Source organism: Blastococcus sp. SYSU DS0669, assembly GCF_054050895.1.
In genome coordinates this window covers 1-20,250 of record NZ_JBJHAE010000009.1, presented here as the reverse complement: position 1 = coordinate 20,250, position 20,250 = coordinate 1, and the positions used below count along the sequence as shown (strand labels likewise).

Annotated in this window: 20 protein-coding genes; 19 read left to right on the top strand and 1 reads right to left on the bottom strand. The window is 74.8% G+C overall.

Features of this window, described 5'->3' with window-relative positions:
* Window positions 1-114: 114 nt before the first annotated feature.
* Entirely contained in the window at window positions 115-1,455 is a 1,341-nt protein-coding gene (locus ACI792_RS11335; protein ID WP_456602659.1) for an MFS transporter, read from the bottom strand.
* A 449-nt stretch (window positions 1,456-1,904) separates the two neighbouring features.
* Here ACI792_RS11335 and ACI792_RS11330 point away from each other — a divergent pair, with 449 nt between their 5' ends.
* From ACI792_RS11330 to ACI792_RS11240, 19 genes are all read left to right on the top strand, one after another.
* A complete protein-coding gene (locus tag ACI792_RS11330; RefSeq protein WP_456602658.1) occupies window positions 1,905-3,152 on the top strand; it encodes a CaiB/BaiF CoA transferase family protein in 1,248 nt (415 codons plus the stop codon).
* Entirely contained in the window at window positions 3,149-3,958 is an 810-nt protein-coding gene (locus tag ACI792_RS11325; RefSeq protein WP_456602657.1) for an enoyl-CoA hydratase/isomerase family protein, read from the top strand. Before ACI792_RS11330 ends, ACI792_RS11325 begins: the two co-directional genes overlap by 4 nt.
* Window positions 3,955-5,211 (top strand): acyl-CoA dehydrogenase family protein, encoded by a 1,257-nt coding sequence (locus tag ACI792_RS11320; protein ID WP_456602656.1) that lies wholly within the window; start codon window positions 3,955-3,957, stop codon window positions 5,209-5,211. Before ACI792_RS11325 ends, ACI792_RS11320 begins: the two co-directional genes overlap by 4 nt.
* On the top strand, window positions 5,208-5,972 hold the full coding sequence (locus ACI792_RS11315) for an SDR family NAD(P)-dependent oxidoreductase (protein WP_456602655.1): 765 nt from the start codon (window positions 5,208-5,210) through the stop codon (window positions 5,970-5,972). Before ACI792_RS11320 ends, ACI792_RS11315 begins: the two co-directional genes overlap by 4 nt.
* A 46-nt stretch (window positions 5,973-6,018) precedes the next feature.
* Window positions 6,019-6,897, top strand: a complete 879-nt coding sequence (locus ACI792_RS11310; protein WP_456602654.1) for a 3-hydroxyacyl-CoA dehydrogenase family protein — start codon at window positions 6,019-6,021, stop codon at window positions 6,895-6,897.
* Window positions 6,898-6,925: 28 nt separating this feature from the next.
* Complete coding sequence (locus ACI792_RS11305) at window positions 6,926-7,801, top strand: 3-hydroxyacyl-CoA dehydrogenase family protein (protein WP_456602653.1); 876 nt, start codon at window positions 6,926-6,928, stop codon at window positions 7,799-7,801.
* Entirely contained in the window at window positions 7,798-8,577 is a 780-nt protein-coding gene (locus ACI792_RS11300; RefSeq protein ID WP_456602652.1) for an enoyl-CoA hydratase-related protein, read from the top strand. The genes ACI792_RS11305 and ACI792_RS11300 overlap by 4 nt, the downstream gene beginning before the upstream one ends.
* The gene (locus ACI792_RS11295; protein WP_456602651.1) at window positions 8,574-9,605 is read left to right on the top strand and encodes an acyl-CoA dehydrogenase family protein; all 1,032 of its coding nucleotides are present in this window, start codon (window positions 8,574-8,576) and stop codon (window positions 9,603-9,605) included. Before ACI792_RS11300 ends, ACI792_RS11295 begins: the two co-directional genes overlap by 4 nt.
* Window positions 9,602-10,768: a CaiB/BaiF CoA transferase family protein gene (locus tag ACI792_RS11290; RefSeq protein ID WP_456602650.1), complete on the top strand. Its 1,167-nt coding sequence runs from the start codon at window positions 9,602-9,604 to the stop codon at window positions 10,766-10,768. The genes ACI792_RS11295 and ACI792_RS11290 overlap by 4 nt, the downstream gene beginning before the upstream one ends.
* A complete protein-coding gene (locus ACI792_RS11285) occupies window positions 10,765-11,748 on the top strand; it encodes an NADPH:quinone oxidoreductase family protein (protein ID WP_456602649.1) in 984 nt (327 codons plus the stop codon). The genes ACI792_RS11290 and ACI792_RS11285 overlap by 4 nt, the downstream gene beginning before the upstream one ends.
* Window positions 11,749-11,791: 43 nt before the next feature.
* The gene (locus tag ACI792_RS11280; RefSeq protein ID WP_456602648.1) at window positions 11,792-13,489 is read left to right on the top strand and encodes an AMP-binding protein; all 1,698 of its coding nucleotides are present in this window, start codon (window positions 11,792-11,794) and stop codon (window positions 13,487-13,489) included.
* On the top strand, window positions 13,486-14,424 hold the full coding sequence (locus tag ACI792_RS11275; RefSeq protein ID WP_456602647.1) for an NAD(P)-dependent oxidoreductase: 939 nt from the start codon (window positions 13,486-13,488) through the stop codon (window positions 14,422-14,424). Before ACI792_RS11280 ends, ACI792_RS11275 begins: the two co-directional genes overlap by 4 nt.
* Complete coding sequence (locus ACI792_RS11270) at window positions 14,421-14,831, top strand: carboxymuconolactone decarboxylase family protein (RefSeq protein ID WP_456602646.1); 411 nt, start codon at window positions 14,421-14,423, stop codon at window positions 14,829-14,831. Before ACI792_RS11275 ends, ACI792_RS11270 begins: the two co-directional genes overlap by 4 nt.
* A gap of 26 nt (window positions 14,832-14,857) precedes the next feature.
* The gene (locus ACI792_RS11265) at window positions 14,858-15,694 is read left to right on the top strand and encodes an N-acyl homoserine lactonase family protein (RefSeq protein WP_456602645.1); all 837 of its coding nucleotides are present in this window, start codon (window positions 14,858-14,860) and stop codon (window positions 15,692-15,694) included.
* Entirely contained in the window at window positions 15,691-16,104 is a 414-nt protein-coding gene (locus tag ACI792_RS11260; RefSeq protein ID WP_456602644.1) for a hypothetical protein, read from the top strand. Before ACI792_RS11265 ends, ACI792_RS11260 begins: the two co-directional genes overlap by 4 nt.
* On the top strand, window positions 16,101-16,979 hold the full coding sequence (locus ACI792_RS11255; protein ID WP_456602643.1) for an alpha/beta fold hydrolase: 879 nt from the start codon (window positions 16,101-16,103) through the stop codon (window positions 16,977-16,979). Before ACI792_RS11260 ends, ACI792_RS11255 begins: the two co-directional genes overlap by 4 nt.
* Window positions 16,976-17,881, top strand: coding sequence for an amidohydrolase family protein (locus tag ACI792_RS11250; RefSeq protein WP_456602642.1), 906 nt, complete (start codon window positions 16,976-16,978; stop codon window positions 17,879-17,881). The genes ACI792_RS11255 and ACI792_RS11250 overlap by 4 nt, the downstream gene beginning before the upstream one ends.
* 50 nt (window positions 17,882-17,931) lie before the next feature.
* A complete protein-coding gene (locus tag ACI792_RS11245; RefSeq protein WP_456602641.1) occupies window positions 17,932-19,494 on the top strand; it encodes an acyl--CoA ligase family protein in 1,563 nt (520 codons plus the stop codon).
* A 56-nt stretch (window positions 19,495-19,550) separates the two neighbouring features.
* On the top strand, window positions 19,551-20,250 hold a 700-nt coding region (locus ACI792_RS11240; protein ID WP_456602640.1), incomplete at its 3' end, for an aldehyde dehydrogenase family protein.

Below are 20,250 nucleotides of genomic sequence, written 5' to 3'. Positions count from 1 at the left end.
CCGGCGGGGGAGCTTGCGTTTCGGCGCTGTTGATCATACGTCCGCCGAGGGGTGGCCCCGGGTCCCGAGACCCGGGGCCACCCAGCGGCGGGGGCCGCCGTCGGACCGGCGACGTCAGTGGTCGAGCGCCGGCTCCTTGTCCGCCGCGGCGAAGTCGACGTCCTTGGTCTCCGGACCCATCGCCGCCCCGAACGTGATGAAGGCGCAGCCGATCACCAGCAGCGGCAGCACCGTCCACTCGAACGGCATCACCGCGGAGAGCCCGGACTGGTAGAAGGCGTAGAACGAGGGGATGACCACCGCGAGGCTGTAGCCGAGCCCGAAGCCGGTCGCCCGCACCCCGGTCTGGAAGCGCTCGTTGATGTACACCGTCGTCAGGCCCCACACCGAGACCACGAGCACCGCGATGAGCGTGACCATGACCATGACGACGAACAGGTTCTGCGGCTTCCACGCCAGGTAGGCGGCGTAGACCGCGGTGCCGCCGATGCCGGCGATCCCGCCCCACACCATCAGGAACGGCCGGCGGCCGGTCCGCTGGCTGATCACGGCGCAGACCACGTACATGACGGCCACCACGAGGTAGGCGACGATCAGGGTCGCGGTGACCTGGGTCGGGGACAGGTTGCTCTCCGAGCTGAGCAGGCCCGGGAGGATGGCGGTCACGCAGTTCAGCGACAGCCAGAAGCCGGTCATCAGGATGAAGACCTGGATGAAGTTCTTCCTGTTCTGGCCGGTGAACAGGTCCTTGACCGGGGTTCCCCCGCCGCCGCTGCCCTCGAACAGCTCCGACTCCCGGACGCTCTTCAGGTAGTAGACGACGAAGGCCAGGGCCATGGCGCCGCCGATGAAGAACGGGATGCGCCAGCCCCACTGCACGTAGGGGGAGTCGAGGTCGCCCGCGGGGGCGATCTGCAGCATGACGAAGGTGATCACGGCGACCGAGACGTAGGCGAGCGGGAAGCCGGTCATGATCAGGCCGCCGTTGAGACCGCGCTTCTCCTTGGGGGAGTACTCCATCGCCAGCGGGCTGGCCGCGGTGTACTCCCCGCCGACGAAGATGCCGATCACGAAGCGCAGCAGCACGAAGACGACGACCGAGCCGATCCCCCAGGTCTGGTACCCCGGCAGCAGCCCGACGACGATCGTCAGGATGCCGAAGCCGGCGACGGCGATGACGGTGGCGTTCTTGCGGCCGTGCATGTCCGCGTAGCGCCCGAAGATGAGCGCGCCGAGCGGCCGGCCGACGAGCGTCGCGGCGAAGATCATGCCGGTGATGACGGCCGTGGTGGACGCGTCGAGATCGGGGGAGATGAAGTACCCGATCGCGGGCGCCAGGGCGATGATCGGCAGGTAGATGTCGAACATGTCCACGTAGAACCCGTAGAAGGCGCCCCGCTGGGCGTGCTTGCGGTTCCGTTCGTGCTCGTCGGTGGCCTGCGCGGCTGTCGTCATGCTCGTCCTCCGTCTCGGGGCCAGGTTCCGCGAGCGCGGATCCTGTGGTCGGTACCGGGACCCCCGCCACGGCGCGCGGCCGGGCCGCCGTGGCGGGGGAACGGTGGAGTCGCCGGGAGGGATCCCGTGTGGGTGCGCTGGGCGCCCACCGCGCCGGTCCCGTGTGGTCGGGGACCACGTGCCGGGGACAATGTCGGACATTAAGCAGCTGTGTCAAGGGTCACGGTCCAATTCGGTCGGCGGACCCGCCCGCCCTCGGGGCCTCCGGCACTACGCAGTTCCCGTTACGGCGCGTCAACCTCGCAAGTCACCGGCGCGCCCGAGCCCACGGGTGGCCCGGCGGGCGAGGTGGAACGGGGTCGTCGGTAAATGTCCGACATTGACACCCGGCGCGGTGACTGCCTACGTTTCGGCGCAGGCCGCGAGACACGAGAGGGCGGTGCCGACCAGTGCCACCGACGACGACCAGGGCGGGCTCCCACGCGCCCCTGCAGGGGCTCCGCGTGGTCGACATGTCGACGTCCTACGCGGGCCCGACGGCCTCCATGTACCTCGCCGACCTCGGCGCCGACGTGGTCAAGGTGGAGCGCCCGCGGACCGGTGACGACGCCCGCTGGTGGAGCCCGCCGAGCGTCGACGGGGCATCGGCCTGGTTCGCCTCGGCCAACCGCAACAAGCGCAGCGTGGCCATCGACCTCCGGACCACGGACGGCATCGCCGTCCTGCACCGGCTGCTGGCCGGCGCCGACGTCCTCATCGAGAACCTCAACCCCGCGAAGCTCGCGCCGCTCGGGCTGAGCCCGGAGGACGTCCGGGCCCGCCACCCGCGGCTCGTCTACTGCGCGATGTCGGGGCTCGGGCTCACCGGACCGGACGCCGAGCTGCCGGGGTACGACCTCGTCGCCCAGGCCCGCTCCGGGCTGATGTCGGTGACCGGCCCGGCCGGCGGGTCCCCCCAGCGCGTCTCGACCGCGCTCTCCGACATCGTCACCGGGATGGCGGCGGCGCTCGCCGTCAGCGCCGCCGTCGTCCGGCAGCGCACGACCGGGCGGGGCGACCTCGTCGACGTCTCGCTCCTGGACTCCGACCTGGCCCTGCTCGCGCCCCGGGTGGCGGCCTACCTCGCCGGTGACCCGGAGCCGGTCCCCAGCGGCGGGACCGACTCGGTCCTGGCCGTCTACCAGCCGTTCCCGACCGCCGACCGGGACATCGTCATCGCGATCGGCAACGACGTCATCTGGCGGCGCTTCTGCGCCGCCGTCGGCCTGCCCGACCTCGCCGAGGACGACCGCCTCCGCGACAACGCCGGGCGGCGCGCGCACCGCGGCGAGCTGATCACCGCGATCACCGCGGTCCTCGCGCGGCGGCCGGCGGGCGAGTGGCTGGCGGTCCTCGCGGACGCCGGGGTGCCCGCCTCGCTGGTGCAGGGGCTGGCCGAGGTCACCACCGACCCCCAGGTGGTCGCCCGGGGCGCGATCCTGCCGGTCCCCGGTTACGACGGCGTGCTCAACGGCGTGCGCAGCCCCTTCCGGCTGGCGTCGATCCCCGAGCCGCGCAACGAGCGCTTCCCCGAGCTCGGGGAGCACACGGTCGAGGTGCTGCAGCAGGCCGGGTTCGACCCCGCCACCATCGACCGGCTCCTCGCCTCGGGCGCGGTCGCCGCACCGGCGGCCGCGGAAGGGCGGCGGGTCTCGTGAGCGGCTCGGAGGTGCTCGAGGTGCTCCGGGACGGCCCGGTGGCGACGATCCGGATCACCCGGCCCGAGGTGCACAACGCGCTGAACGCCCGGGTCCTGGCCGACCTCGACGCGGTGGTCGCCGCGCTGCCGGCCGAGGGCGTGCGGGCGATCGTGCTCACCGGCAGCGGCCACCGGGCGTTCAGCGCCGGGGCCGACCTCGACGAGCTCGCCGGGCTGTCGGGAGACGAGGCCTACGACGTCCTCGCCGCCGGCCAGGCCGTGGTCGGGCGGGTCGAGCGCTGCCCGGTCCCGGTGATCGCCGCCGTCAACGGGCTGGCCCTGGGCGGCGGGTTCGAGCTGGTGCTGGCGTGCACCTTCCCGGTCCTGGCCGACACCGCCGAGCTGGGCCTCCCCGAGGCGGGGCTCGGGCTGATGCCCGGCTACGGCGGCACGCAGCGGCTGGCCCGCCGGGTCGGGCAGCCGGTCGCGGCGCACACGATGCTCACCGGTGCGCGCATCGCGGCCGACCGCGCCCACGCCCTCGGCCTCACGCCGGTGCCGCCGGTGCCGGTCGAGGAGGTCCTGGCGACGGCGCAGGAGCTGGCCGGCCGCATCGCGGCCCGCGGGCCGCGGGCGGTGCGCGCGGTCCTGCTGGCGCTGCGGCACGGAGCCGACACCCCGCTGGAGGCGGGCCTGGCGTTCGAGACCGCGCTGGCCGGCCTGGTCACCGGCGGCGCCGAGGCGGCCGAGGGCATCGCCGCCTTCAAGGCCCGCCGCGCGCCGCGGTTCGACGACGCGCCCGCGCGTCCGGAGGAGGACGCGTGACCGTCTCCACCACCGGCGGGGCGCCGGTGCACGACCTCGAGCCGGACGCCTACCTGGCGCTGCACGGCGCCCTCGACGAGGAGGTCGCCGACGCACTGCTCGACCCCCGCGAGCGCGCGGTGCGGACGCGCACCCGCGAGGTGGTCGCCGAGCACGTCGCCCCCGGCGCGGCCGCCCGCGACCGCGACCACGTCTTCGCCCACGACAGCTACCAGGCGCTCGCCCGCGCCGGGCTGGGCGGGCTCCTGGTGCCGGAGGAGTACGGCGGCACCGGCGACAGCACGGTGGCCTACGCGGCGGCGATGGAGGAGATCACCGCCGGCTGCCCGGCCACGAGCCTCGTCTACATGACCCAGATGCACGCCGCGTACCCGATCCTGCACGCGGGCGGCCCCGACCTGGCGCGGCGGTACGTCCCCGGCCTGGCCGACGGCAGCCGCTACGGGTCGCTGGGCGTCACCGAGCCCGGGGCCGGCAGCGACGCCTCCGCCCTCCGCACCCTCGCGGTCGCCGAGACGGACGCGGACGGGCGGACCACCGGGTACGCCCTCACCGGCTCCAAGACCTTCATCACCACCGGCGACCGCTCCGACGTGGTGGTCTGCTTCGCCACCGTCGACCCGCGCGCCGGCCGGCGGGGGATCACCGCCTTCGTCGTCGACGGCGACGCCCCGGGGCTCACCCGTGGCGCCCCGATGCGCAAGACCGGGATGCACGGCTCCACCACCGCCGAGCTCTTCCTCGACCGGACGCCGGTGCCGGTGTCCCACCGCCTCGGCGGGGAGGGCGAGGGCTGGGCGATCGTCGTCAGCTCGGTGACGAAGTCGCGGATCAGCGCCGCGGCGCAGGGCGTCGGGCTGGCCCGCGGCGCCTACGCGCACGCGCTGGTCGCGCTGCAGCGGGTGCACGGCGCGGACCTGCCGCCGGACGTGGCCTTCGCACTGGCCGACATGCGCGGCGCGATCCTGCGTGGCCGGCTCACGCTCCTCGCGGTGGCCCGGGAGGTCGACCGCACCGGCGGGGCCGGCGGCGGGGCGATCGGGCTGATGAAGCAGGCGTGCACCGACATCGGCTGGCAGGTCGCCGTAGCGGCCACGAAGGCGCTCGGCCGCGTAGGCGACCTGTCCGGGCTCGGCATCGAGCGCTACCTGAGGGACGCCAAGGTGACCCAGATCTACGACGGGACCAACGAGGTGCAGCGACTCCTGATCGCCCGCGACACCGCCGGACGGCTCAAGGGGGTGCTGCGGTGAGCACCGCGGAGCAGCCGCTGCTCGGCAAGGTCGCCGTCGTCACCGGCGCCGGCCGCGGTCTCGGCCGGGCCCTCGCGGTCGCGCTGGCCGGCGCGGGCGCCGACGTCGCGGTGGCGGCGCGCAGCCGCGACCAGCTGGAGCAGGTCGCCGCCGAGATCGAGGGCACGGGACGGCGGGCGCTGGTCGTGCCGACCGACGTCACCGACGCGGCCGCCGTCCAGCGGCTGGTCGACACGACGGTGGCCGAGCTCGGTGGCCTCGACGTCCTGGTCAACAACTCCGGCGTCATCGACAGCACCCCGCTGCTGGAGCAGGACCCGGCCGAGTGGGACCGGGTCATGGACACCAACGTCCGCGGCACCTACCTGGCCACCCGCGCCGCCGGCGCGCACATGGTGGCGCAGGGGTCGGGCAAGGTCGTCAACATCGCCTCGAACTTCGCCTTCAAGGGGGTGCCCGGCCACGCGGCCTACTGCGCCTCCAAGGCCGCGGTCGTCGCCTTCACCCGGTCGATGGCCGTCGAGTGGGCCCGCCACGGGGTCCAGGTCAACGCCCTGGCCCCCGGCTACTTCGCCACCGACATGAACGCCGAGCTGCGCGCCGACGGCGAGGCGCTCTCCCGGGTGCTGCGCGCCGTCCCCGCCCGCCGGATGGGGGAGGCGCAGGAGCTGGCCCCCTGGCTGCTGCTGCTGGCCGGCCCCGCGTCGGACTTCATGACCGGCGAGGTGGTCGTCGTCGACGGCGGCCAGACCGCCCGGTGACCGCCCACCCGCACCCGACCGCCGTACCGGCGAGGGAGAGAGACCGATGACCCAGGACCAGCTCACCGTCGCCGTGGTCGGCGGCGGCACGATGGGGGCGGGCATCGCCGTCGTCGCAGCGCGCGCCGGCCACCGCACGATCCTCCGCGACCTCGACGACGCCGCCGTGGAGCGCGGCCTCGGCACCGTGGAGAGCTTCCTGCGCCGCAGCGCCTCGCTCGGCAAGCTCACCGAGGAGCAGCTCGAGGCCGCCCTGGCCAACCTGTCGGGCACCACCGAGCTCCGCGACCTGGCCCCGGCGGACGTGGTCGTCGAGGCGGTCTTCGAGGACCTCGAGGTCAAGAAGGCGCTCTTCGCCGAGCTCGACGGCGTCGTCTCCCGCGACACGCTCTTCCACACCAACACCTCGACGCTGTCGGTCACGTCGATCGCGTCGGGCTCCCGGCACCCCGAGCGGGTCGTCGGCACCCACTACTGCAACCCCGCGCAGCTGATGAAGCTGGTCGAGGTGGCGGAGGGCCGGCACACCGCCCCGGAGGCCACGAAGCGGTCGCTGGAGTTCCTCGCCGGCGTCGGGAAGACCACGGTGCTGACCAAGGACCGCCCCGGCTTCATCCTCAACCGCTTCCTCATCCCCTGGGAGAACAACTGCATCCGCGCCCTGGAAGCGGGGCTGGGCACCGTCGAGTCGATCGACCGAGCCGTCCTGGGGGCGCTGCGCCACCCCATGGGTCCCTTCCAGCTGCTCGACGTGGTCGGCCTCGACGTGCACAAGGCGGTGTCGATGCGGCTCTACGAGCAGCTGCGCGAGCCGCGCTTCGCGCCCCCGCCGCTGGTCGATCGGATGATCGCCGCCGGCGACCTCGGGCGGAAGACCGGCCGCGGCTTCTACACCTACGAGACCACCAAGGCCTTCGGTGCCTGAGGCCGGCAGCAGCGAACGGAGTTCGAGCATGAGGACCTTCCCGCGGGTCGCCGTCCTGGGGTTCGGGACGATGGGCGCCGGGATCGCGCAGGTGGTGGCCGCCTCCGGTCGCGACGTCGTCGTCCTGGAGACCGAGCAGGCCCGGATCGACCGCGGCCGGGACGCGGTGCGGACCTTCCTCGACGGCGGGGTCAGCCGCGGCAAGACCACGGAGGAGGAGCGGGACGCCGTCCTCGGCCGGATCCGCGGCACGACCGACGTCGCCGACCTCGCCGGCGTGGACCTGGTGGTCGAGGCGGTCGTCGAGCAGCACGACGTCAAGGTGGAGCTGCTCGGACGGGTCGCGGAGGTCGTCGGGCCGGAGGCGGTGCTCACCACGAACACCTCGGCGCTGTCGGTCACCGACCTGGCCGCCTCCCTGGACCGGCCCGGACGCATGGCGGGGCTGCACTTCTTCAACCCCGCACCGGTGATGGCCCTGGTCGAGGTGGTCCGGGCGCTGCAGACCGACGCCGACGTCGTCGCCGACCTGGTCGCCTTCGTCGAGGACCTCGGCAAGTCGCCGGTGGAGGTCAAGGACCGACCGGGCTTCCTGGTCAACCGGCTGCTGATGCCCTACCTCAACGACGTCGTGCAGGAGTACGACGACGGGCTGGCCAGCGCCGAGGACATCGACGTGGCGATCCAGCTCGGGCTGGGCTACAAGCTCGGCCCGCTGGCGCTGCTGGACCTGATCGGCATCGACGTCCACCGGCACGCCACCGAGTCCGCCTACGAGGCGACGCTCGACCCCCAGTTCGCCCCACCGCCGCTGCTGCACCAGATGGTCGCGGCCGGCTACCTCGGCACCAAGAGCGGTCGCGGCTTCCGCGCGGGCGCCGACGAGCACGGAGAGGTTCGATGAGCGACTACACCGACATCCGGAGCGAGACCTCGGGGCCGGTCCTGACCCTGACGATCGACCGGGAGGGCGCCGGCAACAAGCTGCGCGCGCAGACCCTGCTGGAGCTCAAGGACGCCCTCCAGCGCTTCCGCACCGATCCCTCGCTGCGCGCCGCGGTGCTCACCGGGGCGGGCGACAAGTTCTTCTGCATCGGTGGCGAGCACGACGAGACGACCTCGCTGGACTACTCCCAGGTGCTGCCGATCATCGACGTGTACGAGGCGATCGACACCATCGCCAAGCCGGTGGTCGCCGCCGTGAACGGCTTCGCGGTGGGCGGCGGCAACGTGCTGCACAACGTCTGCGACCTCACCATCGCCGCGGAGAACGCCGTCTTCCGGCAGGTCGGGCCCATGGTGGGCAGCTTCGACGCCGGCTACGGCACCTGGTACCTGGAGGACTCCATCGGCCGGAAGCGGGCCAAGGAGATGTGGTACCTCAACCGCAAGTACACCGCGGCCCAGGCGCTGGCGATGGGCCTGGTCAACGAGGTCGTCCCGGCCGGCCAGGCGGTGTCGCGGGCGCAGGAGGTGGCCGCGGAGATCGCCACCCGCAGCCCGATGGCCATCGGGGCGCTCAAGGGCGCCTTCTCCGCCCGGCACACCGGCGTGCTCGGACAGGCGCGCATGGCCCACGACCAGCAGCTCACCCTGTACCTGGCCACCAAGGAGGCGCACGAGACGGGGAACGCCTTCGGCGCCAAGCGGTCGCCGGACCCGGAAACCTTCTGGTCGTGAGGCGGCCCTGGGCCGGGCCCCGGCTCGACGACGACCAGCAGGCGGTCCTCGACCTGGTCGACGACCTCGCCGCGGACCGGCTCGCGCGGGTGGGCGACGACCGCCCGGACGACGTCGACGCCGCGCGGCGGGTCCTGGCCGAGCAGGGCCTGTGGACCCTCGGCGCAGCGGAGTCCGACGGCGGCGGGGGGGCGCCGGCCGCCACGATGCTGGTCGCGCTCGCCCGGCTCGCCGGGACGTGGCCGGCCCTGGCGTGGGCGTCGGTGCAGGCGCACGCCGCGGCCCCGGTGCTGGCCGCCGGCCGGCTGCCCGCGCTGCTCGACGGCCTGCACGACGGGGCCCCGGTCGCGGTGGCGGTGGCCGACCCGGGCTCGGTGACCCTGGCCGGGGGGCGGCTGACCGGCGCTCTCGACCGGATCGACCCCGCCGGCCGGGAGCCGCGGCTGGTAGTGCTCCTGGACGCCGGCACCGCCGTCCTCGTCCCGCCGGAGGGGATCACGTTCGGTGCCCCGGTCGCGCGCACCGGGCTCGACGGCGCGCTGACCGTCGGCGTCGGGCTGGACGCCCGGGTGCCCGACGACCACGTGCTCCGCGGCCCGCAGGCCGGGCGCGCCCGCACGCTCCTGGACGCCGGCGCGGCCGCGGTCGCCGCCGGGATCGCCGAGGCCGCGGCCGCCGCGGCGTTGGGGTACAGCGCCGACCGGGTGCAGTTCGGTGCCCCGCTCACCGAGCTCCCGACCGTCCGCGCCGCGCTGGCCGCCCAGGCCGCGACCGCCCGCACGCTCCTGGTGTCCGCCGTCACGGCCGACCTCGACCGCCCGGACGCCGTGGCCGCGGCCCTGCTGCCGGCCTGCGACGCGGCCCTCGACGTCGCGGCGGCCGCGGTGCAGTCGCACGGCGGCTACGGCTACATGACCGAGTACCCCGTGGAGGGCCTGCTGCGCGACGCGGTGTCGCTGCGCGCGGCCTGCGGGGCGGTGGAGGCGGCCCGGACGGCGGCCCGCACGCTGGTCGGGGCGCAGCCGTGAGCGCCGGCGGGGCCGGCCGGCCGGCGCCACCCCTGGCCGGCGTCCGGGTGCTCGACTTCTCCGCCCTGCTGCCCGGGCCGCTGGCGACGCTGCTGCTCGCCGAGGCCGGCGCGGAGGTCCTGCAGGTGGAGCGGCCCCCGCACGGCGACGAGATGCGCGGCTACGTGCCCCGCCTGGGCGACACCAGCGCCAACTACGCGCTGCTCAACCGGGGCAAGCGCAGCGCCGCCGTCGACCTCAAGGACCCCGCCGTCCGCGACCGGCTCCTCGCCCTGGCGCCCGAGGTGGACGTCGTCGTCGAGCAGTTCCGGCCCGGCGTCATGGACCGGCTGGGCCTGGGCTACGAGGACTTCCGGGCCGTGGCTCCCGGGATCGTCTACTGCTCGATCACCGGCTACGGCCAGACCGGGCCGGCGGCCGGCCGCGCCGGGCACGACCTCAACTACCTCGCCGAGTCCGGGCTGCTCGGGGTCGTCGTGGACGACCGCGGCGACCCGCACCTCCCGCCCACGGTGATCGCCGACATCGCCGGCGGCACCTACCCCGCGGTGGTGAACATCCTGCTGGCCCTCTTCCGGCGGCAGGCCACCGGCGAGGGCTGCCACCTCGACGTCGGGATGACCCCGAACCTGAGCACGCTGGCCTACGGCTACCTCGCCACCCACGCCGGCAGCGGGGCCTGGCCGGAGCCCGGCCGCGACCTGCTCACCGGCGGCAGCCCGCGCTACCACCTGTACCGGACCGCCGACGGCCGGCACGTGGCCGCCGCGCCCCTGGAGGAACGCTTCTGGCGCCGCTTCTGCGAGCTCGTCGACCTGCCCGACCCCCTCCGGTCCGACGCCGGCCGGGAGGAGGAGGTGATCGCCGCGGTCGCCGAGCGGATCGCCGCGCACCCCGCCGCCCACTGGCGCGAGCTGTTCGAGGGGCAGGACGTGTGCTGCTGCGTCGTCGCCACGCTCGAGGAGGCCGCGCGCAGCCAGACGCTGCGCACCCGCTCCGCGCACCGGGTGGCCGGGCCCGGGTTCGACGTCGGCGCGCTCCCCGTCCCGGTCGTGGACGAGCTCCGGTCGCCGCCGGGGCCCCTGCCCTACCCGCCGCTGCGGACCGGCCCGGAGGCGCTGACCTTCGGCCGGCCCGCCACCCCCACCAGGAGCCCCGCATGAGAGCAGCAGTGGTCCAGGAGTTCGGCCCGCCGGACACCCTCGTCCCCGGCGAGCTCGCCGATCCCGTGGCCGGCCCCGGCGAGGTGCTGGTCGAGGTGGCGGCGGCCGGGGTCAACTTCCCCGACGTCCTCGTCGTGGCCGGCAGCTACCAGATCCTCCCCGAGCGCCCGTTCGCCCCCGGCAAGGAGATCGCCGGCACGGTCCGCGCGGTGGGGGAGGGCGTGGACCGCTTCGCCGCCGGCGACCGGGTGCTGGCCCAGATCGAGCACGGCGGCTACGCCGAGCTGGTCGCCGTGCCGGCGGCCCAGGTGGTCGCGCTGCCCGACGAGGTGCCCTTCGTCGACGCCGCGGCCTTCGGGCTGGGCGCCATCACCGCGCACTTCGCCCTGGTGCGGCGGGCCGGCCTGCGCCCGGGGGAGACGGTCCTGGTCACCGGCGCCGGCGGCGGCGTCGGCTCGGCCGGCGTCCAGATCGCCAAGGCGCTCGGGGCCACGGTGATCGCGGTGGCGCAGGACGAGGAGCGGGCGGCCCTCGCCCGGCAGCAGGGGGCCGACGCGGTGGTGATGGCCGGCCCCGCGATGCGCGACGAGGTCCTGGCGCTGACCGAGGGGCGCGGGGCCGACGTCGTCCTCGAGCTCGTGGGCGGCGAGGTGTTCGCCCAGTCGCTGCGCTGCACCGCCTGGGAGGGGCGGCTGGTCGTCATCGGGTTCGCCTCCGGCGACCTGCCGACGATCAAGGCCGGCCACGTCCTGGTGAAGAACCTCGCCGTCCTGGGCCTGCAGGTGTCCGACTACCGCGACCGGGAGCCGGAGTCGGTCCGGGCCGCGATCGAGCACCTGCTGCAGCTGTACGTCGAGGGGCGGCTCACGGTGCCGGTCGCCCGCACCTACCCCCTCGAGCAGGCCGGTGCCGCCCTCGAGGCCGTCCGCTCCGGCAGCGTCGCCGGCAAGGTCGTCCTCACCTGCTCCCCGGCCGCCTGACCCCCGCATCCGAGCCCACCGACCCGCACGAGGAGCGACCGTGGTGACCGACCAGCGAACGAGCACGCCACCCCCGGACCCGGCCGCCGCCCACCCGGGCGTGCGACCCGACAGCCGGCTGACCCCCGGGCTCGCCCGCGAGTACGAGGAGAGCGGGGCGTGGGAGGCGCGGCCGCTGCGCGCGCTGCTCACCTCGGCCGCCGCCGAGCAGCCGCAGCGGGTGGCGGCGATCGACCGGGTCAGCGGCGCGCCGGGTGCCCGGCGGACCACCTACGCCGAGCTCGACGAACGGGCCCACCGCTACGCCTGCGGGCTGCACGCCCTGGGCGTCCGCGCCGGTGACTTCGTGGCGGTGATGCTGCCGAACTCGACCGACTTCGCGGCGCTCATCTTCGCGATCAACGAGCTGGGGGCGGTGTACAGCGGCATCCCGGTGGCCTACGGCGAGCGGGAGGTCGAGGTCATCCTGCGCCGCACCGGGGCCACCGTCGTGGTGGTGGCGGAGCGGTTCGGCAGCAACAGCCCGCGGGCGCTGGTGGAGGGCCTGCGGGGCGGGCTGCCGTCGGTGCGGCACGTCGTGGTGGCCGGCGGCCCGGCCGGGGAACCCACGGCCGGGGACGGCGCCCGGCCGCTCTCCTCGCTGCTGGACGCCCCCGAGGTGGAGCTGCCCGCGCCCGATCCGCGCGCGCTCTGCCACGTCGGCTTCACCTCCGGCACGACCGGCGAGCCGAAGGGGGTCATGAACACCCACCAGACCCTCTTCGCCGTGCTGCGGAACTGGGTGGCGCACGTGGGCCGGGACACCCTCGGCGAGCCCCTGGTCAACCTGATCGCCTCGCCCGTCGGGCACCACACCGGCTTCCTCTGGGGCGTCCTCCTGACCACCTACCTGCGGGGCACGGGGGTCTACCTGGACCGCTGGGTGCCCGAGCAGGCCGTCGCCGTGGTGCGGGAGGAGGGCGTCACGACCATGTTCTCGGCGCCGACGTTCCTGCAGGACCTCGTGCTGACCGAGCTGGCGCACGACGAGGAGTGCTCGCTGCGCACCGTCGTCCTGGCCGGGGCGCCCGTGCCGCGGACCCTGCCGACGGTCGCCGGCGAGCTGTTCGGCTGCTACGTCTGCCCGGCGTGGGGCATGACCGAGCTCGGCATCGGGATCTCCTGCGCGCCCTCCCTGCCGGCGGCGGCCCAGGCGACCGACGGCGTCCCCGTGCCCGGCACCGACGTCAGCGTCGTCGACACGGCCGGGGAGGAGGCCGGCCCCGGGGTCATCGGGGCGCTGCGGATCCGGGGCCCCGGGCTCTTCCTGGGCTACCTGGACCTGCCGGAGGCGACGGCCCGGGAGATCGACGCCGACGGCTGGTTCACCACCGGCGACACCGCGCGGCGCACCGAGGAGGGGTACGTCCTGCTCGAGGGGCGCACCAAGGACATCGTCATCCGCGGGGGCGAGAACATCCCCGTCACCGTGGTCGAGAGCCTGCTGTTCCAGCACCCGCAGGTCGTCGAGGCCTCGGTCATCGGGATCCCCGACGTGCGGCTGGGCGAGCGGGCCTGCGCCGTCGTCGTGCCGCAGGGGAGCGCCGAGCCGACGCTGGCGGAGGTGTGCGACTTCCTCCTCGCGCAGGGGCTGAGCAAGCACTTCCTGCCCGAGCGGCTGGAGCTGGTCGACTCGCTGCCCAAGACGCCGAGCGGGAAGATCCGCAAGGTGGAGCTGCGCAACCGGTTCGCGGCCTCGTGAGCACGCTCTTCGTGGGGCTGGGCCGCATGGGCGCACCGATGGCCCGCCGGCACGCCGCCCGGTTCGACACGGTGCTGTTCGACGCCGACCCCGCGGTCGCCTCCGCCCTGGGGGAGGAGCTGGGCTGCCGGGCGCTGCCCTCGCTCGCCGAGCTCCCCGCCGACGTCGACACCGTCGTCCTCATGCTGCCCGACAGCCGAGTCGTCGAGGCGGTGCTCCTGACCGACGGGCTCCTGGCCCGGTTGCCGGAGGGGGCGCTGGTGATCGACATGGGCTCCTCGGAGCCGGCGAGCACCCGGCGGCTGGCCGCCGACGCGCGGGCGCGGGGCACCGGGTACGTGGACGCGCCCGTCTCCGGGGGCGTCGCGAGAGCCGTCACGGGGGAGCTGTCGATCATGGTCGGGGGCGATCCCGGGGACGTCGAGCGCGCCCGGCCGCACCTGGAGCCGCTCGGCGGAGCGGTGCTCGTGGTCGGCGCCGCGGGCGCCGGTCACGCCGCCAAGGCGCTGAACAACCTGCTGTCGGCGACGAACCTGGCGGCCGCCGCCGAGGTGCTCACCGTCGCCGCGGGCTTCGGCATCGCCCCCGAGGTGATGGTCGAGGTGCTCAACGCCTCCACCGGCCGCTCCCAGGCCACCGAGGTCAAGTACCCGAAGCACGTCCTGACCGGCAGCTACGACTCCGGCTTCGCCATGGACCTGATGATCAAGGACCTGGGCATCGCCCGGTCCCTGGCCGCGGCGCAGGGCGCCAGCACGCCGGTCACCGACGCCGCGTACGCCGCGGCGGTCGGGGCGCGCGAGGCGCTCGGCGGGACCGGCCTGGACCACACCGAGATCGCCCGCCACTACGAGGCGGTCAACGGGACCCCGCTGCGCAGCGGGGCCGCAGACCGGCCCGCACCACCCGCCACCGACGACGAGGAGACCCCGTGACCGACGACCCGCAGGCCTACATCGACGACATGGCCCGATCCCGGGGCTACGTCCTCGACTACCACAAGGTCATGGCCAAGCACGACTTCCCGGTGCTGCAGGCGGCCAACGGGCTGGTCAGCGCCGCCTACCTCGACCAGCGCCGGCTCGACCGGAAGACCAAGGAGCTGATCTTCATCGTCAGCCTGACGGTGATCCGGGCGTCCAAGGGGCACATCCAGAGCCACATCCGGGTGGCGCTGGACCTGGGCGTCAGCCCCGAGGAGATCCTCGAGGCGATCGAGATCGCGCTCCCCGAGGCCGGGATCGTGGCGTTCCAGGCGGGCTTCGACGCGTGGCGTGAGGTCGTCGGCGCGGACGGCCTCGAGCCGACGGTCGCCGTGCACGAGGGCGGCCGCGGGGCCTGATGGGCGGGGCCGGGGAGGCGGCGGCCATGGCAGCCGGAGCGGGAGCGGGTGCGCCGCCGGAGGACGTCTACGAGGTGGTCGTCGTCCGGCACGGCACCCGCCGGGCGCGGCGGAGCGAGGTGTTCCTCAACTACGCCCAGTACGGCGAACCGGACGCCGACTTCACCGTCGACTACCACCTGTGGATCCTGCGCAACGCGCACACGACGGTGCTGGTCGACACCGGGTTCGCCCGCGGGCCGGCGGAGGCGCGGGGGCGAACGGTGCTCGTCGACCCCGCCGACGCCTACCGGCGGCTCGGGGTGGACACCGCCGCGCCGCACACCCTGGTGGTCACCCACGCCCACTACGACCACATCGGGAACGTCGGGCTGTTCCCCGCGGCGACCGTGGTGGTCAGCGCCGCCGAGGTCGACTTCTGGACCTCACCGATGGCGGCCAAGCCGCTGATCGGGCACTTCACCGAGGCCGACGAGGTGGCGGCCCTGACCCGGGCCGAGGCCGAGGGGCGGCTGCGCCGGTTCTCCGGGTCCTGCGAGGTCGCACCGGGGGTCGTCGTCACCGAGGTGGGCGGGCACACGCCGGGGCAGGCCGTGGTCACCGTGCGCACCGCCGCCGGGGTGGTGCTGCTCGCCTCCGACGCCGTCCACTTCACCGAGGAGCTGGAGCGCGACATGCCCTTCATCGCCGTCACCGACCTGCCCGGTCTGTACCGGGGGCTGCAGACGGTCCGCGACCTGGTCTCCTCCGGGGCGGTCGACCACGTGCTCACCGGCCACGACCCCGGCGTGCTCGACCGGCTCGAGCCGGTGTCCCCGGAGCTGGCCGGCGTCGCCGGCGTGCTGGGGAGGCTGCCGGCGTGACCGGGCGCGAGTGGCTGACCGGCTGGGCCCGCGCGGTGGCGGCGGACCCCGAGAACGCGCACATCGGGCGGTTCTCCGTCTTCACCGCCCGCCTCGTCGACGACCGCGGCGGGGACGTCCTCGTCCGCTACGACCGGGGCGTGGTCGGCATCGGGGACGGCGGCCCCGGCGCCGACCTGGAGCTCCGCGGGCCGCTGTCCGCCTGGCGGGAGCTCGTCGACCCCGGAGCCGCGCCGCGCCGGCACGACCTGCTGGCGCTGACCAAGGTGCCCGACGGCCTCGAGGTGGTCGCCGGCCGCGAGCAGCTCATCCGGCACCTGCGGGTCATCACCCGCCTCGTCGAGCTCGCGCGGCTGCACGACCGGGGAGCGGCGCACGGCGCCGCCGCCGGCGGGGGGAGGGGGCGGTGATCGAGGACGTCGTCGGCCGCTACGTGAACCTCCGGTCGTCCGGCACCCCCTACCGCGTCTACTTCGAGGAGGCCGGCTGCGGACCGGTGCTGCTCGCCCTGCACACCGCCGGGTCGGACAGCCGCCAGTTCCGCCACCTGCTCGGCGATCCGGAGGTGACCGGCCGGCACCGGGTCGTCGCCTTCGACCTCCCCTGGCACGGCCGCTCTCTCCCGCCGGACGGGTGGTGGACCGATGAGTACCTGCTCACCACCGACCGCTACGTGGCCCTGGTGGAGGACGTCTGCGCGGCGCTGGAGCTGGACCGGCCCGTCGTGCTCGGCTGCTCGATGGCCGGCTCGCTGGTCATCGAGCTCGCCCGGCGCGACCCCGGTCGCTGGGGCGGGGTGATCGGGCTGTCGGGGGCGCTGCACGTCGAGGGGCGCTTCCAGGACTGGTCGCTGCACCCCGACATCAACGCCCAGCAGGCCGTCGCCTCCTGGACGGCGAGCCTGATGTCGCCCTCCAGCCCGGAGGTCTTCCGCCGCGAGGTGTGGTGGACCTACAGCCAGGGCGGCCCGGGGATCTACCGCGGTGACACGTACTTCTACTCGGAGGACCTCGACCTGCGCGGCCGGGCCGGCGAGATCGACACCGCGCGGTGCCCGGTGTACCTGCTCACCGGCGAGTACGACCACGCCTGCACCCCCGAGGACACCGCCGCGGCGCTGGCGGCGATCCCGGGTGCCCGCGGCGGCACCATGCCGGGGATCGGGCACTTCCCGATGGCGGAGAACTACCCCCTGTTCCGCACCCACCTGCTGCCGGTGCTCGACGAGCTCGCCGCGGTGCGCGCCGGCGACGGAGCGGCCCAGCCCCCGGAGGACCGTCCATGAGCGCGATCGACGCCCACTGCCACGTCTTCGTCGCCGACGGCGTGGGCGACCCCCGCCTGGTCGGCGGGGCCGCCTACGAGCCGCCGCCGGTCGACGTGCACGACCACGCGGAGCACCTCCGCGCCGCCGGCTGCGACCGCGGGGTGCTGGTGCAGCCCAGCGCCTACGGCGACGACCACCGGTGCCTGCTGGCCGCGCTGCGCACCCGGCCCGACGCGCTGCGCGGCGTCGCCTGCGTCGCGCCGGGCACGCCCCCGGAGGAGCTGGCCGTCATGCACGCCGCCGGGGTGCGGGGTACCCGCGTGCAGGACGGGTACCCGGGCGGCGTGCCCGTCGAGTCGCTGGTGGAGGTCGGCGAGACGGTGGCGCCCCTGGGCTGGCACATCGAGGTCTGGACCGACGTGCGCCGGCACCTCGACCGGCTCGGCGACGCCGTCCGCCGCTGCCCGGTGCCGGTCGTCCTGGACCACCTCGGCTACCTGCCGTCGGACGTCGGCGTCGACGACCCCGCCGTGCAGCTCGTGCTGGAGCTGCTCGCCGAGGACCAGGTCTGGGTGACCCTGTCCGGGCTGGAGCGCCTGCTGCCGGCCGGGGCCGGGGGGACGCCCGGCGGCGCCGCGTTCGCCGAGGCGTGGGAACGGCACGAGGAGGCGATCGCCGCCCGGGTCCGAGCCCTCGTCGAGGTGCGGCCGCAGAACCTGCTGTGGGGCAGCGACTGGCCGCACGTCGGGGTGACGCTGCCGCTGCCCGACGCCGCCGGGATGCGCCAGCGGCTGGAGCGGTGGGTGCCCGACCCCGCCGTCCGGCACGCCGTCCTCGTCGACAACCCGGCCCGCCGGTACGGCTTCGCACCCGCCACGACGCCCGCCGAGCCGGCCGCCCCCGGGCCGGGCGGGGGCTGACCGGCACGCACCGCACGATCCGCTCCCCGCCGACCCGTCAGGAGATCCGGATGGCCTCGTTCACGTTCAGCCAGCTCAGCCCCACGGCCTACCTCGAGAGGTCGGCGCGGGTGTTCCCCGACCGCACCGCGATCATCGACGGCGAGCGCCGCCACACCTACCGGGAGTTCGCCGACCGGTCCCGCCGGCTGGCCGGTGGGCTCGCCGCGCGCGGCATCGCACCCGGGGACCGCGTGGCGGCGCTCTGCGCCAACAGCGGCACGATGCTGGAGCTGCACAACGGCATCCCGTGGGCGGGCGCGGTGATGGTGCCGCTGAACACCCGGCTCTCCCCGGGGGAGCTCGGCTACGTCCTGGACCACTCCGGGGCCTCGCTGCTGGTCGCCGACCCGCAGTTCGCGGCGACCGCGGCCGAGGTGGCCGGCGCGGCCGGGATCCCGCTGGTGCTGGCCGGTGACCCGGACAGCGAGTACGAGCAGCTGCTGGCCGGCGCCGAGCCGCTGGCGCTGCCGTGCGCGGACGAGACCGGGCTGCTCGCGCTGAACTACACCTCGGGCACGACGGGGCGGCCGAAGGGCGTCATGTACGCCCACCGCGGGGCCTACCTGCAGGCCCTCGCGATGGCGATGCACACCGGGATCGGCTCCCGCAGCCAGTACCTCTGGACCCTGCCGATGTTCCACTGCAACGGCTGGTGCTTCCCGTGGGCGGTCTCGGCCGCCGGCGCCACGCACGTCTGCCTGCCCAAGGTCGAGCCCGCCCGCATCTGGGAGCTGCTGCGCACCGAGGGGATCACCCACTTCAGCGCGGCGCCCACCGTGCTGACCATGATCCTGAACGCCGACGAGGCGGCCGCGGGCCCGGTGGAGCCCCGGGTCCAGGTGCAGACCGGTGGCGCGCCGCCCACCCCGACCCTGCTGGCGCGCATGTCGGCGCTGAACATGGAGGTCACGCACCTGTACGGGCTGACCGAGACCTACGGTCCGCTGGCGCTCAACGAGTGGCACCCGGAGTGGGACGACCTCGGCGCCGAGCAGCAGGCCGAGCTCAAGGCCCGGCAGGGGGTGGGCAACGTCGTCGCCGACCCGCTGCGCGTCGTGGACGACCAGGGCGCCGACGTGCCGCGCGACGCGACGACCATCGGCGAGATCGTGGCCCGCGGCAACGACGTCATGCTCGGCTACTACCGGGACGACGAGGCCACCGCGGCGGTCACCCTCGCCGACCCGGACGGGCAGCGGGGCTGGTTCCGCACCGGTGACCTCGCGGTCGTCCACCCGGACGGCTACGTGGAGATCCGCGACCGCAGCAAGGACATCATCATCTCCGGTGGCGAGAACATCTCCTCGGTGGAGATCGAGCGCGCCCTGGACGCCCACCCCGCGGTCGTCGAGTCCGCCGTGGTCGCCGAGCCGCACGAGAAGTGGGGCGAGGTCCCGGTGGCCTACGTGACGCTGCGGGCCGGGGCCGACGTCGAGGACCAGGAGCTGGCCGACTTCGTCCGGTCGCGGCTGGCCTCCTTCAAGACGCCGAAGCGCTTCGTCCGCGGGGACCTGCCCAAGACCTCGACCGGCAAGGTGCAGAAGAACCTGCTGCGCGAGCAGCACGCCTGACCCACCCACCGACCACCGCAGCACCCCTGCCCGACCACGACACCCGGGAGAACACCATGGCCATCGCGACGATTAACCCGGCGACCGGCGAGACGCTGAAGACCTATGAGCCGTTGGGGGAGGAGGCGTTGGAGGAGAAGCTGGCTCGTGCGGCCCGGGCGTTCGCGGGCTACCGGTTGACCTCGCCGGAGGAGCGGGCGGGGTGGCTGTCGGCGGCGGCCGATGTGCTGGACGGCGACAGCGACGCCGTCGCCGAGCTGATGACGACCGAGATGGGCAAGACGCTGGCTTCTGCCAAGGCGGAGGTGGGCAAGTGTGCGAAGGCGTTGCGCTGGTATGCCGAGCACGGCCCGGCGATGCTGGAGCCCGTACCGAAGGACGCGGCGGCGGTGGGGGCGGAGCGGGCGTTCGTGGTGCACCAGCCCCTGGGTGTGGTGCTGGCGGTCATGCCGTGGAACTTTCCGTTGTGGCAGGCGATGCGGTTCGCCGCGCCGGCGTTGATGGCGGGGAACGTGGGGTTGCTCAAGCACGCCAGCAACGTGCCGCAGACCGCGCTGTACCTGGAGGAGTGCTTCCGGCGGGCGGGGTTCCCGGCGGATGTGTTCCAGACGCTGCTGATCGGCTCGGGGACGGTGGAGCGGGTGCTGCGTGATGATCGGGTGGTGGCCGCGACGCTGACCGGCAGCGGGCCGGCGGGGCAGTCGGTGGCGGCGATCGCCGGGGATGCGCTCAAGCCCACGGTGTTGGAGCTGGGTG